The following is a 14,958-nucleotide window of genomic DNA, read 5'->3' as shown; positions in this document are numbered from 1 at the left end:
TATAGATACCAGCCACGGGTGCGGGTTTAACTGGTTACTTGGAAAAATTGTGCCAGCTGCTTGTTTCCGAAGATGCTTGCACCCTTGGTATCTTGCACATCCCATGAACGACCCGGAAATCCGCGCCCTGCTTTACCCATTGCTTGTTGGGGGCGTGTACATCAACGAACTGCCTACCGGTAGCACCCGCGTGGACGTGGTGCACATCACCGAGCAGTTTATGCACGGCTACGAGGTGAAAGGCGACGGCGACACGCTGCAACGGGTGAGCCGGCAGTTGGGCTGCTACGCTGGGGCCTACGATTTCGTGACTTTTGTGGTAACGGAAAAGCACCTACCCAAACTGCTGCTCTTGCTGCCCGAATGGGTGGGCGTGTTGGTGGCCTCGGCGGAAGGGCTGCGGGCGTACCGGCCGGCGCTCTACAACGCCACCGTGGAGCGCGCCATAGTGGCCGATTTGCTGCTGCTGGAAGAGGTTCGGCAGTTTCTGCTGGCCCGCGGCCTGACCGGCATCAGCATGCTCCGCCGCCGCGACGTGCTCAATCTGCTACGCACCACGCATTCCATTCCGCTTTCGGCGGTGGCGCAATACGTGCGCGAGCGGCTAACGGCGCGGTTGCCGCAACGCCTGGAAATGCGGGCCGAGCGCAAGGCGGTGCGCGAACTGTTCGGCAAACGCCCCAAACACCGCAAGCCGAAAAAGAAATCCAAAAAGCGGCGGGCCACCAGCAAGGTAAAGGGAGCCTAGAAAGCAGAAATACTGCAATCAGCACTGCCCTTGTTTGCCGTGCCAGACTGACGAACGACTTGCCGCCGGCTTACCGAAAAGGCTAAGGCAACAGGTAAGTGTATTGCACAGCTGCAGCTCAAAACTTCAGGGCCAGCTGCTGACCTGGCATTTCAGCTTCCACTTCCAGCGTAGACAGCGAAACGCCCAGCAAGCGCACCCCCAGCGGCAGCGGCAGCAAAGCGGCCAGCAACTCGTGGCTGACTTGCGCCAGCAGTTCGGGCGTGCGGATAGGGGCCAGAAAGGTGCGGCTGCGCGTAATCTGCCGGAAGTCGGCGTATTTCACTTTCAGCGTAACGGTGCGGCCGGTGGCGCCGGTGCGCTGGCTGGCCGCCCACACCGATGCCAGCACGGGTTCCAGGCCCGCCAGCAGCTCGGCGTGGGTAAGAAGGTCGTGCTCGAAAGTGGTTTCCGAGCCGATGGATTTGCGCACCCGGTCGGCCACTACCGGGCGGTGGTCTTGGGCGCGGGCAATCTGGTAGTAGTGCGAGCCCGCTTTGCCGAAATGTTGCCGCAGAAACGCCTCCGTTTGCTGCCGCAAATCCAGGCCCGTAAAGATGCCCAGTTGGTTGAGTCGCCCGGCCGTGGCGGGCCCGATGCCGTGGAACTGACCTACGGAAAGTGTCTCCACGAAAGCCAGGCCCTCGTGCGGCTTAATCACGAATTGGCCGTTGGGTTTGCGGTAATCGGATGCCAGCTTGGCCAGAAACTTATTGTAGGAAATGCCCGCTGAAGCGGTTAGGCGGGTTTCCTCATGAATGCGGGCCCGGATTTCCTGCGCCAGCTGCGTAGCCGAGGCTATGTGCTTCAAGTTATGCGTGACATCCAAGTAGGCCTCATCCAACGACAGCGGCTCAATGAGCGGCGTGTACTCCAGAAAAATATCCCGAATCTGCCGCGACACCTCCTTGTACACCTCGAAGCGCGGCTTCACAAACACCAGCTCGGGGCACTTGCGCACCGCCACCGACGAGGCCATGGCCGAGCGCACCCCAAACTGCCGGGCCTCGTAGCTGGCCGCCGCCACCACGCCCCGCTGGCGGGAGCCACCCACCGCCACCGGCCGCCCCCGCAGCGCCGGTTGGTCGCGCTGTTCCACCGAGGCATAGAAAGCATCCATGTCCAGGTGAATAATCTTGCGCTGTACCTCCTGCTCCACGGGGTGTATTATCGATATGCTGATGGTTGATTGACGAAGTATTGATTGCTAAAGGTTGAATTGCCAATAGGTTGTTCGACCACCTAACCAAAGAACATCTTCCAACAAGCAACAATAACCCATCAGCACATCAACACATCATCAATTACCTAGTGCGTGTGCTGGGCCAGGGTGCTGTCGGCTTCGGCCAGGCCTTCCACTGGGTCGGGGGCTACGTAGTTGTCTACGAACTCGCCTTCCCAGCGGGCTACCACGGCCGTAGCCAGGCAGTTGCCGATAACGTTAACGGCCGTGCGGGCCATGTCCATCAGCGCATCAATGCCGAGGATGATGAACACCGGCCACGCTGGCAGGTTGAACGAGGCCACCGTGGCCAGCAGAATCACCAACGACGCCCGCGGGACGCCCGCCACGCCTTTCGAGGTCAGCATCAAGGTAAATACCATCACCAGCTGCTGCCCAAACGACAAGTCGATGCCGGCGGCCTGCGCCACGAACACCGCCGCCAACGACAGGTACAGCGTAGTGCCATCCAGGTTGAACGAGTAGCCCGTGGGCATCACAAAAGCCACAATCCGGCGCGGTACGCCAATGCTTTCCATAGCCTCCATAGCCCGCGGCAAAGCGGCTTCCGAGGAGGTGGTAGCAAAGGCAATGCTCACCGGCTCGGCAATGGCCTGCACAAAGCGCTTCACCGGAATGCGGGCAATCAGTGCCATGGGCAGCAAGATGAGCAGCAGGAAAGCCAGCAGCGCCACGTACAGCGTCAGGAGCAGGTAAAAGGCGTTTTTGAGCGGCTCAAAGCCCATTTTGCCTACCGTATAAGCCAGCGCCCCACCCACGCCAATGGGCGCGAAGAACATCACTACGTTGGTGAATTTGAACATCACCTCCGACAAACTCTCAATCAGTTCCAGCATCGGCTTGCGCTTTTGCTGGTGCACCATGGCCAGCCCGATGGCGAAGATGATGGCAAACACCACCACCTGCAATACCTGCCCCTCGGCCACCGATTTGGCAATGTTTTCGGGGAAGATGTGCAGAATAATATCGGAGGCCGACTGCTTAACGGCTTGCAGCTTTTCGGTTTCCACATCTACACCGGCCTGGCTGATGCCCACGCCGGCTTTAGTGAGGTTGATGGCCGCCAGCCCGATAAACAGGGCAAACGTGGTGATAACCTCGAAGTACACCAGCGCCTTGAGGCCCATTTTGCCTACCTGTTTCAGGTCGGCGTGGCCGGCAATACCCACCACCAGCGTAGCGAAAACCAGCGGCGCAATAATGGTTTTCACCAGCTTCAGGAAAATGTCGCTGAGCACTTTCAGGTTCACGGCAAATTCCGGGAAGTCGTTGCCGATTTCCGCGCCCACAAACATGCTCACCACAATCCAGAAGGTGAGGGAGCGGCGCTGAATACCATAGGCAAAGAAAGCCGCCAGGAACCCCCAGCGGGCCGCCCGGGCCACCATCGGGTCGAGGCTAACGACTTGATAAGAAGTGAGAACGGTCAGCAGCACGGCTATCAAAGCCAGCACCAATACGACAGGGACGAGTCGCGAAAACTTCATACGCGGCGGCAAAAAGGAGAGAGGGTGTAGATAACAAAGATAGGTTTTTGGGGTCGGCCCGCGGCAACCTGGCCCGCAACTCCTGAAACCGGCGCACCAACCTCCGCGGGCTGGGCTGCTCCGGCCCGCTACCAAACAGCCAGAGCGTGGTGCAGCAGCCCGCGGCCGGGCACTACCAGCCAGCCGGTAAGTTCCGCTCTTACTACCCGAAGGAAGCCACAGTACTCGATGTTCGTCGGCTGTAAAACGGCTTGCGCTACCACATGCTTATGTGATAGGGGAACCAGCTGGGCTTTGCTTTATTTGTGACACTGCGCCGAGGTAAGCTATTGATAGCCAAAATATCATCAGGAAGAAAGATGCGGGGCTGCATGGCGTAGCGCATTCAAGCGGAAGAAGTGCAGGCGGGATTTTTCAAGCACACCAACATGCCAGAACCAGCTAAATTTCCGGGAGTCTATGTAGAAGAGGTGCCGCTGTTCCCGCCTGCGGTTGCGCCGGTGTCAACGGCTGTGCCGGCTTTTGTGGGCTACACCCAGCGGGCCACCCAAGCGTTGGCCGATGACCTGCACCTAAAGCCGACCCGTATTGCCTCAATGGCCGAGTACAGCCGGTATTTTGGGGGGCCGCAGCCTGAAACTGCCGTTGCCGTAACCATCACCGAAACGCTGAAAGCCGCCGGCAAGCCTGCAACGAGCGTAGTGGCCACCTTGACGGAAACTGCCCGCTCCCGGCATATCTTGTACTATGCTACGCAGCTGTTTTTTGCCAACGGGGGCGGGCCTTGCTACATCGTGTCGGTGGGGCTGTATAAGCCGCTGGGGACGCCGCCGCTTCTGGCCGAGCTGACCGCCGGCCTGGCCGTGCTGCGTACCGCCGACGAGCCAACGCTGCTGGTATTCCCCGAAGCGCAGGCCCTGGCTTCCATCACCGATTTTAAAACCCTGCAAGACCTGGCTTTAACACAATGCGCCCTGCGCCAAGACCGTTTCGTGCTGCTGGATGTGCACAGCGACGGGGTTTCTCTGAACGAACCCGGCCCTGATATTCTGACGGCCATCAGCCACTTCCGCAGCAGTGGCATAGGCTCCGGCAACCTCCGCTACGGGGCGGCCTACGCACCCAACCTGGTCACCATGCTGCACTATGTTGTAGACGAAGCCGCCGTTGTGGTGCGCGCCGTTCAGGGTTTCAAGCGGACTACTACCACCACTCTAAGTAACCTGGCTACCACCAATCCGCAGCGCTATGAGCTGGCAAAAGCCGCCATCCGGGACTTGCCCTGCAAGCTGCCACCCAGCGCGGCCGTAGCGGGAGTGTATGCTTCCGTTGATGCCAGCCGGGGCGTTTGGAAAGCGCCGGCCAATGTGAGCTTGGTGGCGGTGCTGAAGCCAACTCTCGCGCTAACCAGCATCCAGCAGGACCAGCTAAACGTGGACCCAGTGGCCGGTAAATCGGTGAATGCCATTCGGGAGTTCGTGGGTAAAGGTACGTTTGTGTGGGGTGCCCGCACCCTGGCCGGCAACGACAACGAGTGGCGCTACGTGAACGTGCAGCGGCTGTTTCTTTTCGTGGAAGAATCAGTGAATAAAGCCCTCCAGCCATTCGGGTTTGAACCCAACGATGCCAACACCTGGGTGCGGGTACGGGGCATGCTTGAAAACTTCTTGCTGACGCTCTGGCGGCAGGGCGCTTTAGCTGGCAGCAAGCCGGAACACGCCTTTTACGTGGCCGTGGGGCTGGGCAAAACCATGACTGCCCTCGATATTCAGGAAGGCCGGATGATAGTGGAAATGGGCCTTGCCGCCGTACGCCCCGCCGAGTTTATTGTCCGGCGCTTGGTGTGCCGCATGGCCAGCGCCTGATACTGCCGCTGCCGCCAGTAGCCCCCCAATCATGTTGTGCTACTGCTGTAGTGAATTGATTTTCAACAGTATAGTAATATCCTTTCCTATGGCTTACTCCTTCACTATCAGTTCCAACGTGTTGCCCAACGGCCGGACGGCCTACCTTGGTACGCGGCTGAATTCGCCGGAAGCGCGCTTCACCATCGGGTACCGCACCCGGTATCAAGACAATTTCGGGCTCTACAACACCGATGTGAAAGCCGGGCTGGTGTATCAGCCGGCCGCGTACCGGGCCCGGTATGGGTTCTGGGCGGATTTTATTTATCCCACTGCCTACGTGGAAAGCAAGGGCTCGTTCTTTTGCCTCAATACCTACGACCGGGCCCGGTTCACGTTCGGGTTTATGCAGTACGCCGCCCACGTGCCCAACGGCGACTTTGTGCGCTACGTGCGGGCGCTATTGCAACTGCCGCTGGCCGCCGAATATTTCCCGCGGCTGACGCTGAAGCAAGGCCGCATTCAGTATCAAAGCAACGATGAAACCCTGACGCCGCTGGAAAGTGACACGTCCACCAAAGGGCTAATGGAATACCTGAACCCAACGCTGCTGGACATCGAAACGCAGGAAACCATCTGCGCCGCCCGCATGGTACATTGGGCCCAGCATGACGCGCTCAACCAGCAAACCCAGGTGGAACTGGCCATTGCCCATTTCCAGGCCAATCTGCTGCGCTATCATCGGCGGCTTGGGCTCGACCAGGCCCCGGCTCGGGTGTGCATCGCCGTGTGCGACATTCTGCATCAGGGCCGCGCCACCTTCGACCGGATTGCCGCGGCCCTGAACACCGGCGGCAACTGGGACCGGGCCTACGCCAACCTGCTCACTATTGGGGCTGCCAACTATGCGGAGCGCATCAAGTCCCTGAAGCAAAAAATTGCCGAAGGCGTTGGGGCGGGAGTGCTGCAAAAGACCTACCACGCGGCTACCAACACATTTGTATGAGCACTGAGAAACTTCGTGCGCTAACCCAAGCCCGCCAGGCCAGCGCTGTGTACCGCCTCCGCAACGAGGTGGCGCAACTCAGTGCCCCAAGCTACCCGCCGGCTTTCCTCATCGAGCATCTCACAACGGATATAGAATGGGCCGATTTGGTACTGCACCCCGATACGCTGCGCCAGGTGCAGGCAATGGCCCGCCAGCTTGCCCCTGATGCGGCTGCCACCAGTCTGGGCACCTCACCCGCCGGCTACCAGGTCTTGCTCTGTGGGCCGGCTGGCACCGGCAAAACCCTAACGGCTGCTGTGCTGGGTAAGTATCTGGGCAACGACGTGGTGCGCGTTGACATCTCGCAGGCAATAGCCAAATACAGCAGCGAAACCGAGAAAAGCCTGGGGCGTCTCTTCGAGCGGGCCGCGGCTAAGAACTGGGTTCTGTTTATTCGATGAAGCCGATGCCCTGTTCGGGAAGCGCACTGGCATCCGCAACGCCCACGACAAGTACGCCAACCAAGAAACCAGCTACCTCTTGCAGCGTCTCGAAGCGTACAGTGGCCTCGTGATACTCGCTACCGAGCGGCGCAACAACCTCGACGAAGCTTTTTTACGGCGTCTCCGCACCATCATCCAGTTTCCCACACTTCGGGCTGAAGAACGCGCAGCCATCTGGCAGAAAACGTTTTCCCGGCAGCTCAGTTTGGCTCCCAACATCAACTGGCAGCAGGTAGCAACCCGCCACGAGCTTACCGGGGCCGCTATCCTGCAAGTTGCTTGTTGCTGTACCGTTGCATTAGCCACCGCTGGCGCTCAGCAACTGACGCTGAAACAATTGGAGGAGTGCATTCGACAGGAAACCGGCAAGGCAGGACAAGCAGCGCGTGGCGTTGGGCGCCAATAGGCTATTTTCGTCTTTTCTGCCGCCTCATGCCCATCTGGACTCTCACGCCCTACGTGCTGCCGTTGCGCTTCACCTGGAAAATATCCCGCAACGCATCCACCTCCAAAACCAACCTTGTTGTGCAGGTGCAGGATGCGGGCGGCGGACCTGTAGGCAGGGGAGAGGCCGCCCCCAACGTGCGCTACAACGAAACGCCCGAAGCCCTGCAAGCGGAATTTGCGGCATTGCTGGCAGCTGGCCTCGAAAAGGTGCACACCGAAGCAGAACTGCATGAGTTTCTGGCGGCTTACCCGCCGGCGCATGCGCTGCGCTTTGCCATCGAGGCGGCGTTTGTGCAATGGTTGGCGGCGCGGGCTGGGCAGCCGGTATGGCAGTGGCTGGGCGCGCCCCAGCCTGCGGCGGCCGTACCTACGGCTTTCACGCTGCCCATCATGGAGCCCGGCGCCGTAGCCGGTTTCGTGCAGGAACAAGGCATGGCCCGCTTCCAGACGTTGAAAGTGAAAGTAAACCAGGAAAGCGGATACGATTTGCTGCGGGAGCTAACTCGCGCGTTACCCGGTCGGCCGCTGCTGGTGGATGGCAACGAAGCCTGGCAGGACGCCGATACGCTGCTGCAATTTGTGGAGCGTGCCAGCACCTTGCCTGGCCTGCACGTTCGGATGCTGGAACAGCCCCTACCTGCCGCCCAAGCCACTGACTACCGCTACCTGCATTCCCGCTCGGCTTGGCCGCTTTTCGCAGATGAGTCGGTGACGGATGCGGCCGACTTTGGTGACATTGCCCGTCAGTTTCATGGCGTGAATATGAAGCTTATGAAGGCCGGGGGCTACCGTAACGGCCTCCGGATTCTGCGCGAAACCCGCGCCCACGGCCTGCAAACCATGATTGGCTGCATGGTGGAAACATCGTTAGGTATTTGGGGAGCATTGCAGGTCAGCGGCTTAGCTGAAATCTGCGACCTAGATGGCCTGCTGATTATACGCGACGAGCCATTTGGGCTGGTGTGTGAAGAAAACGGCTTGCTGCTGCCTGAATAGCGCCTCGTAACTACTCAGCTACCGGCCAATCTGCGCATCGAGGCTCTGAATCTGCTGATTGAGCTTGTCGAGGGCGGCTTGGTTGGCGGGGTTGGGCGTCATGAGGCTGATTTTCTGGTTAAGCAGCTCAATCTTGCGCGTGAGTAGGGTGGTAAGTTGCTGCTCCATGGGCGTGGCCGAAACAGTAGTGCTGGTAGCAGCGCCAGTTTGCTGCACATACGGGTCGTACTGCGCCGTAGCGGGTACCGAATTGTTGCCGCGGGCCGCCGCCGCACTGGCTGGAGTGGCAAATACGATGTCGCCATTCATTTTTACGTAGTCGCCTTCTTGCAGCGTGGTTTTTTTGCCGGTGACAAATTCTACAATCCCACTTTTGTAGTTGATTTTGGTGCCATTGGCCAGCACTACGTTTTTGGTGAGTGGCGTGGGGCGCCTACCTTGCACTAATACCACGGAACCATTCTGCATCAGAAATCTATCCGATGAGTTAGCTTCAATGGCGCCAACAAGTGGCGCGGTTTTGGATTGGGCCGCTGCTTGCTTGGCACTGCCCAAAACCGAGCTGAGCGCAAGGAAAAACAATAGCTTTTTCATAGTATTCCGGTAATAGTATGTAGGGCTGGCTGGACATACGGCGGGCAACGGAAAATGGCTATGCTGCGGAGTAAGTACATTCGGGGTATAAAAATATTTTCTTGAACTGTGTTGCGACATTAAATGTATGTACATATATTTGCAACGCCTTCCGGGGTAATACCCTTCTTACAATGAAAATCGAAGACGAAATCAAGCAGCCTGTTTTCAGCAATGTGTTTCAGAAGGGACTGATCAATATTCTATATACCGCCGGTTGGATTAGCCAGCGTAACGCCTTGCAGCTCAAAGAGTATGGTATTACCAGTCCGCAATTCAACGTGCTCCGCATCCTGCGCGGCCAGCACCCCAAGCCAGCTACCGTCAATCTGCTAATAGAGCGGATGCTGGACAAAACCAGCAACGCCTCACGCATTGTAGACAAGCTGGAGCTAAAGAAGCTGGTTACGCGCACCGTGTGCCCCAGCAACCGCCGCGCCGTTGATATCCGCATCACCGAAGCCGGCCTTACCCTGCTAAGCGAAATAGACACAGTATTTGCGCAAGAACCTCAGTTGCGCAATCTTACCGAGGCCGAAGCCAGCCAGCTCAACGACCTTCTCGATAAAATCCGCGACTGACGGTTTTCAGTCGGCCCTTCTTTTTACTCTCATTCCATTCTTGCCTTTCTCATGAAAAAGCTCATTCTCCCAGCCCTGTTGGCCGTATCACTGTTGGTTTCGCCTGTTATTGCCGGCACTCCTGCTGCCAGCAAAGCCACTACCAGCAACTCGAAAGCTGCCACCAAAACCTTCAAGTTGCAGCCTCAGCTGAGCACGCTGGGTTGGGAAGGCAAAAAAGTAACCGGCCAGCACAACGGCAACGTGCAGTTCAAAGAAGGCACATTGCAGGTAAGCGGCAACCAGATTGTGGGCGGCATGTTCACCGTTGACATGAACACGCTGAAAGTGGAAGACATCAAGGATGCCGGCATGAATGGCAAACTGATGGGCCACCTGCGTTCCGACGACTTCTTCAGCATCGAGAAGAACCCGACTTCTACTTTCAAAATCACGAAAGTAACCCCCATGAAAGCCGATGCAGCCGGCAACAACGCCACCATCACCGGCGACCTGACCATCAAAGGCATCACCAAGCCCGTAAGCTTCCCCGCTAAAACCGGCGTAAAAGGCGACCTGGCCTCGGCCAGCGGCACCGCCACCATCGACCGTACCAAATTCGACATCAAATACGGCTCTAAATCGTTCTTCGAAGGCATCGGCGACAAAGCCATTATGGATGATTTCACGCTGAGCTTCAACGTTATTGCTAAAGCCGAAGGCAAGAGCAGCGCTGCAGTTAAGTAGTAGTTCTTAACTATAAAAAAGCCCCGTTGGCATTGCCAGCGGGGCTTTTTTTATTTGGTTATCTACTGGGCGCTCCGGCTCTGCCGCTCCAGCATTTGCTGGTGCAGAGCACCGGATAAGGCTGGCGTGGGCTGCCGGGTAGGAGGAACGCTTAGGTTTGCTAAATCGAAACGCAGCCAATAGGTACCATCAGCGTGGGTGAAAGCGCGGTTTCCGTTGGAATCGGGCTGCACTTCCACCAGCAGGATATTGGTTTTAGATAGGATAATCCGGTTGGCCAGGCGCGTGCCGTTGGGCGTCAGCTGCCGCAGCTGCCGGCCGCTCCTATCGGACACGAATAGGGCGCTGGCGTCTTTCTCATTTTGCTCGCTGTCGGCATTGGTATCGGCCTTGATGACGGTGTAGAACAAGTAGGGCCACCGGACATCGGGCTTGCTGTCGGTATCAATTGCCGTAACTACAAAGCGCCCGTGCTCAAACAGCGCGTGCTCCTGCAACGTCGACTTCTGGAAAAACAGCACATTGTAGCAAGTGCCTTCAATACTGCTGCGGTCATCTGCCTCATACTCGCCGTACTCGTTGCTGGACAGGAAGCGGCTTCGGCTGGCTTGGTCCAGCGGCACCACCGAAATGGGCTGATAGTAAAAATCAGTGCTATCTAGGCTCACCGGCGTGTTATAATGCACCCGATATTCCTGCGCTGCCTTCCGCACGGCGGCCGTATCAAGGGGTGCTCCGGCTGCTGAAGAGGTAGTGCGCTGAGAGGAGTTTTCGGAGCAAGCAGCCAAGCCGCCAAGCAGGATAAGGGTAGCGGAAATGCGGAAGAGCAACATAGAGGATAGTTTTCCGCAAGAAATCATTAATCGGGCAATACCAGCTCGCGGGGCAATATAAACTTGAGGCTGTGGCTTTTATTGCGCCCGTGCAGCTGGCTCAGGAAATCGTCGAGGTCCTCTTTGTATTCCAGCCACAAATCCTCGTGCAGGTTGCTGATAACCAGTTGGGTGGTGCGCGCCGCCAGCCGGGCCGTAGCCGTGTAGAACCCACCGTATACGCTGTCGAACTGGCCGGTGTAGTTATCGAAAATCAGGCGCAGGATGTACAGGTTCAGGTCGATTTCCAGGCGCTTGTCTTTGGTAACGCGTTTGGCGCGGGCCACTTCCTTGGTAGCTTTCTGGAGAGCCTTGGTGAGACTACGGTTGAGCAGCCGGCCGGTAGCACCCACTGCAAACAGCTCGTGAATCCGGTCGGAGGTTTCCTCGAACACCGACTCGATGGTTATATCGGACAGTAGCTCAAAGCGTAGCGTGTCGTAGAGTTCGGCGTCGCGGCGGGCGGCGCGGAGCAGCAGGGTTTCCTTTTCTTTGTCGGAGAGGCGTTGGAGGGCCTTCTTGAAATCGGCGGACGGAACAGGCATGGGCAGGCAGGAACAGCAAGTGCGCGCTAAAAGTAAGCTAAGTAAGTAGTTGGTGGTGAGTAGTTGGAATTGAGATGCCACCCACTGGAATGCCAGGCAGACAGCAATGCATCCTTTGTCCAACTACTTATGACCTACTACTTAAAAACGCAACCACGCAACTTTTGGCGATTTTGCCGGTGCAGTTAGCAACTATTGCTAAAAAAATTAGTATATTGAATTCAGTTAGCAACTAACCTTCTCTACATGGCTTACCTCACCATTCAGGATGAAACTGCCACCGGCAGTGTCCTCAACCGGCTGGAGCTGGAAATCACCCAGGAAACCCTCACGGTGCGCGAGCTGATTGCCCAGCGCGTGCAACAGGAAGTGGAAGCCTACAACGCCCGGCAGTCTGGGGTGTTTACTGGCTTGGTACAGCCCACCGCTTCGGAACGAGTGCTCAATGGCTTCCGGTTGCGCCAGCCCAAGCCGATTGATGCCGAAGAGCAGCTTTATAAAGCCCTGGAAGGCTTTCAGCAAAACGGCTACTTTGTGCTGGTGAACGACCGGCAAGTGGAAAGCCTAGACGAAGAAGTATGGCTAGGCACGGGCGCTACCGCCAGCTTTATCAAGCTCACCCCCCTGGTAGGCGGCTGATATGGCATCCTTCTGGACCGACTGGTTGAACAGCGTGTGGGAGCTTACCAGCGCGAAATCTTCTTCTGCATCTTCTATGACTACTAAAGAAAAAAAGTCGTTCACGAAGCTTCTCAGCAGCACCAGCCCCGAAGCCACCGAAATGCAACCGTTTCTACTGGCGTACCTGACGGAGCTACAGAACCGGGACATCAGTTACTGGGATTTGAAGCTGCCGGAAATTGAAGCATACCAGACCCTGAAAACCCAGGATGCCGCTTACAAAGGCCGCTTGGCAGTAGCTACTGCAGAAGCAATGGGTAGCTTGAGCAACAACTATCAAACCCGCTATCAACTGGCAAAGCTGTTGCAAGCCTTATTACGCGCTACGCTGGAGTTAGAGCCAGCCGCCTGGGTACAATTATTTCATGTGTATGGACTTGATGCTCGAACGAAGCATCCGAAGCAGCCACTAGGGCAGACCTTATCTGCTTTTCCAGTGCTGCTAACGCTGGGCCAACTGGAAAAGCAGACCAAAAAGCAGCCGCTAGCTGAGGAACTGCTAGTGTATTTAAGGGAGTTGCTGGCCGTTTCTGCCGCTTATACTTCCGATGCCGGTGTGGTGAAGATGCGCGGTAAGATTCAGGAAATACTACGCTTGAGCGGTGCTGAAGGGCTGCCAACGGTGGTATTTGCTGATGGGGATGCCTTTGGCGAAGCGCTGAACGAGTTTGTACTAGGCTTGGGAGCCAGCCCGGAAGCTGGCCCGTGGCTGCGGTTGTTGCAGCTGTTTCAGAAAGCCAGCGGCGCGCAACCTACCACCAAATTTCAGAAGGAAGCGGAAGCTGCTGTGGCCGCTATAGGAGCAGATGTAGTAGCCAAACACTATGAAACGTGGCTGGGCGCTTTGGCCAAACTGCCCGTGCAGGAATTGAGCCGTACCAACAACTACGGCGGCCATTCCTACACCTATTCGGAGTGGCACTTCTTGAGCCAGACCAATCAAGACGTGGTGAAGGGCCTGCTCTGGACCAGCGTGCCGCTGTTGAATTCGGCATTGCTACACTACGTGGCTGAGCTGTCCGCTAAGTGCTACCGCAAGATTCCGGGCAAAGGACAGTTGGCCCCCAGCCTAGGTAATGCCGGCGTGTGGGTGCTGGCGCAGGGCGGTTTGCCGGGCGTGGCGCATTTGTCGCGCCTGCATAGTGCCGTGAAACAGCCCAACACGCAAAGCCTGATTGGGCGCTACCTGGAGAAGGCCGCGTTGGAATTGGGTATGACGCCCGCCGAGCTGGAAGACATGGCCGTGCCCGATTTTGGGCTGGTAAACGGGCGGGTAGACTACCTGTTCGGCGACTACCAAGCGGTGCTAACGGTGGCTGGCAGCAAGGTGGAACTACTATGGAGCAAAGCCGGTAAATCATTGAAATCGGCCCCCACCGCGCTGAAGAGTACTCATGCCGACGAACTACGGAGCCTGAAGCTCACCCAAACGCAGGTGCAGCACACCTACACCACCCAGCGCGAGCGTTTAGACCGGGGCTATATCACCGGCCGGCGCATTGCGTGGCCCCGTTTCCGGCGCTACTACCTGGAGCATGGTGTGGTAGGAGAGCTGGCGCGCCCGCTCGTGTGGCGCATTCATCACCCCGACGGCTCCCACCACGACGCGCTGTGGCAAAACGACGCCTGGCGTACCGCCCAGGGCGAGGCCCTGCCCGCCCTTACCGACGCCGATACCCTGCAACTCTGGCACCCCGTGCTATCCACCACCGATGAGGTGCTTACCTGGCGCAATTTGCTGGACGAACGGGAATTACGCCAGCCTTTCAAGCAGGTGTACCGCGAAGTGTACCTACTCACGCCGCCCGAGGAGCGCACCCGCGTTTACTCCAACCGCATGGCCGCTCACGTGTTGCGCCAACATCAGTTCAGTGCCCTGGCACGAGGGCGGGGCTGGAATTACCGCCTCATGGGTGCCTATGATAAGGGCTACGAATCGGACTCTGCCACGTTGGAATTGCCCGCGCATGGCTTGCAGGCACAGTTTTGGGTGAGCGAAGTCAACGCCGACGACGCCTTCAACGACACCGGCATCTGGAACTACGTCAGCACCGACCAGGTACGTTTCGTGACCGGCCACGGGCCGGTGCCGCTGCCCGAGGTGCCGCCGCTGGTATTCTCGGAGGTAATGCGCGACGTGGATTTGTTTGTGGGGGTAGCCTCCGTCGGCAACGACCCACTCTGGCGCGACAATGGCGGCTTGGTGCAGTACCGCAACTACTGGGAAAGCTACAGCTTCGGGGAGCTGGGCGAAGTGGCCAAAAACCGCAAGCTGGCCCTGGAACGGCTGGTGCCGCGCCTGAAAATTGGGAAAGTGAGCGAAATCAAGGGCAACTTTCTGGAAGTGAAAGGCAAGCTGCGGACCTATAAAATCCACCTCGGCTCGGGCAACATCCTCATGACGCCCAACGACCAATACCTGTGCATTGTGCCCGACCGGTCCGCCAAAACCGCCAGCACCGCCGGCGTCTTCCTGCCTTTCGAGGGCGACGCCGTGCTGTCCATCATCCTCAGCAAAGCCCTGCTGCTCATGGACGACGACAAAATCACCGACGACACCATCGTCCGCCAAATCAAGCAGCGGTAGAGAGCTTGTGTTAAAAGCTACAAGCTAGTTCCCCTCCT

At 57.8% G+C, this 14,958-nt stretch carries 15 protein-coding genes; 10 read left to right on the top strand and 5 right to left on the bottom strand.

Going from position 1 to position 14,958, the window contains the following annotated elements:
- Positions 1 to 103 precede the first annotated feature (103 nt).
- Positions 104 to 748 (top strand): sce7726 family protein, encoded by a 645-nt coding sequence (locus tag J0X19_RS18810; protein WP_206985965.1) that lies wholly within the window; start codon positions 104 to 106, stop codon positions 746 to 748.
- A gap of 118 nt (positions 749 to 866) precedes the next feature.
- On the opposite strand, the gene dinB is transcribed toward J0X19_RS18810, so the two are convergent.
- Together dinB and J0X19_RS18800 are read right to left on the bottom strand one after the other, a co-directional pair.
- Positions 867 to 1,946, bottom strand: a complete 1,080-nt coding sequence (dinB, locus tag J0X19_RS18805) for a DNA polymerase IV (RefSeq protein ID WP_206985964.1) — start codon at positions 1,944 to 1,946, stop codon at positions 867 to 869.
- Positions 1,947 to 2,095: 149 nt separating this feature from the next.
- Positions 2,096 to 3,517, bottom strand: a complete 1,422-nt coding sequence (locus tag J0X19_RS18800) for a dicarboxylate/amino acid:cation symporter (RefSeq protein WP_206985963.1) — start codon at positions 3,515 to 3,517, stop codon at positions 2,096 to 2,098.
- Positions 3,518 to 3,945: 428 nt separating this feature from the next.
- Between J0X19_RS18800 and J0X19_RS18795 the strand changes: the two genes are divergently transcribed.
- From J0X19_RS18795 to J0X19_RS18775, 5 genes are all read left to right on the top strand, one after another.
- Positions 3,946 to 5,382: a phage tail sheath family protein gene (locus J0X19_RS18795; protein ID WP_206985962.1), complete on the top strand. Its 1,437-nt coding sequence runs from the start codon at positions 3,946 to 3,948 to the stop codon at positions 5,380 to 5,382.
- An 88-nt stretch (positions 5,383 to 5,470) separates the two neighbouring features.
- On the top strand, positions 5,471 to 6,367 hold the full coding sequence (locus tag J0X19_RS18790; RefSeq protein ID WP_206985961.1) for a hypothetical protein: 897 nt from the start codon (positions 5,471 to 5,473) through the stop codon (positions 6,365 to 6,367).
- A complete protein-coding gene (locus J0X19_RS18785) occupies positions 6,364 to 6,810 on the top strand; it encodes an AAA family ATPase (protein ID WP_206985960.1) in 447 nt (148 codons plus the stop codon). The genes J0X19_RS18790 and J0X19_RS18785 overlap by 4 nt, the downstream gene beginning before the upstream one ends.
- A 10-nt stretch (positions 6,811 to 6,820) precedes the next feature.
- Positions 6,821 to 7,258 carry an ATP-binding protein gene (locus J0X19_RS18780; protein ID WP_206985997.1) on the top strand — a complete coding sequence of 146 codons (438 nt, stop codon included), beginning with the start codon at positions 6,821 to 6,823 and terminating at the stop codon, positions 7,256 to 7,258.
- 26 nt (positions 7,259 to 7,284) lie between these two features.
- Positions 7,285 to 8,295 carry a dipeptide epimerase gene (locus J0X19_RS18775; protein WP_206985959.1) on the top strand — a complete coding sequence of 337 codons (1,011 nt, stop codon included), beginning with the start codon at positions 7,285 to 7,287 and terminating at the stop codon, positions 8,293 to 8,295.
- An 18-nt stretch (positions 8,296 to 8,313) separates the two neighbouring features.
- Here the strand turns inward: J0X19_RS18775 and J0X19_RS18770 are convergent, their stop codons facing one another.
- Positions 8,314 to 8,889, bottom strand: a complete 576-nt coding sequence (locus tag J0X19_RS18770) for a DUF6799 domain-containing protein (protein WP_206985958.1) — start codon at positions 8,887 to 8,889, stop codon at positions 8,314 to 8,316.
- Between the two features lie 173 nt (positions 8,890 to 9,062).
- On the opposite strand from J0X19_RS18770, the gene J0X19_RS18765 reads away from it, so the two are divergent.
- Entirely contained in the window at positions 9,063 to 9,509 is a 447-nt protein-coding gene (locus J0X19_RS18765; RefSeq protein WP_206985957.1) for a MarR family winged helix-turn-helix transcriptional regulator, read from the top strand.
- A 51-nt stretch (positions 9,510 to 9,560) separates the two neighbouring features.
- A complete protein-coding gene (locus J0X19_RS18760; protein ID WP_206985956.1) occupies positions 9,561 to 10,235 on the top strand; it encodes a YceI family protein in 675 nt (224 codons plus the stop codon).
- Between the two features lie 62 nt (positions 10,236 to 10,297).
- Here J0X19_RS18760 and J0X19_RS18755 read toward each other — a convergent pair whose 3' ends face one another.
- A complete protein-coding gene (locus J0X19_RS18755) occupies positions 10,298 to 11,068 on the bottom strand; it encodes a hypothetical protein (RefSeq protein ID WP_206985955.1) in 771 nt (256 codons plus the stop codon).
- Positions 11,069 to 11,094: 26 nt separating this feature from the next.
- Positions 11,095 to 11,652, bottom strand: a complete 558-nt coding sequence (locus J0X19_RS18750) for a hypothetical protein (protein ID WP_206985954.1) — start codon at positions 11,650 to 11,652, stop codon at positions 11,095 to 11,097.
- A gap of 246 nt (positions 11,653 to 11,898) precedes the next feature.
- Between J0X19_RS18750 and J0X19_RS18745 the strand changes: the two genes are divergently transcribed.
- Positions 11,899 to 12,291, top strand: a complete 393-nt coding sequence (locus J0X19_RS18745; RefSeq protein WP_206985953.1) for a hypothetical protein — start codon at positions 11,899 to 11,901, stop codon at positions 12,289 to 12,291.
- A 76-nt stretch (positions 12,292 to 12,367) separates the two neighbouring features.
- Positions 12,368 to 14,920: a DUF4132 domain-containing protein gene (locus J0X19_RS18740; protein ID WP_206985952.1), complete on the top strand. Its 2,553-nt coding sequence runs from the start codon at positions 12,368 to 12,370 to the stop codon at positions 14,918 to 14,920.
- The last annotated feature ends 38 nt before the right edge of the window (positions 14,921 to 14,958 follow it).

It is taken from the genome of Hymenobacter telluris, assembly GCF_017313265.1.
GTDB classification, from domain to species: Bacteria; Bacteroidota; Bacteroidia; order Cytophagales; family Hymenobacteraceae; genus Hymenobacter; species Hymenobacter telluris.
This window is presented reverse-complemented; position numbering and strand designations above follow the sequence as displayed.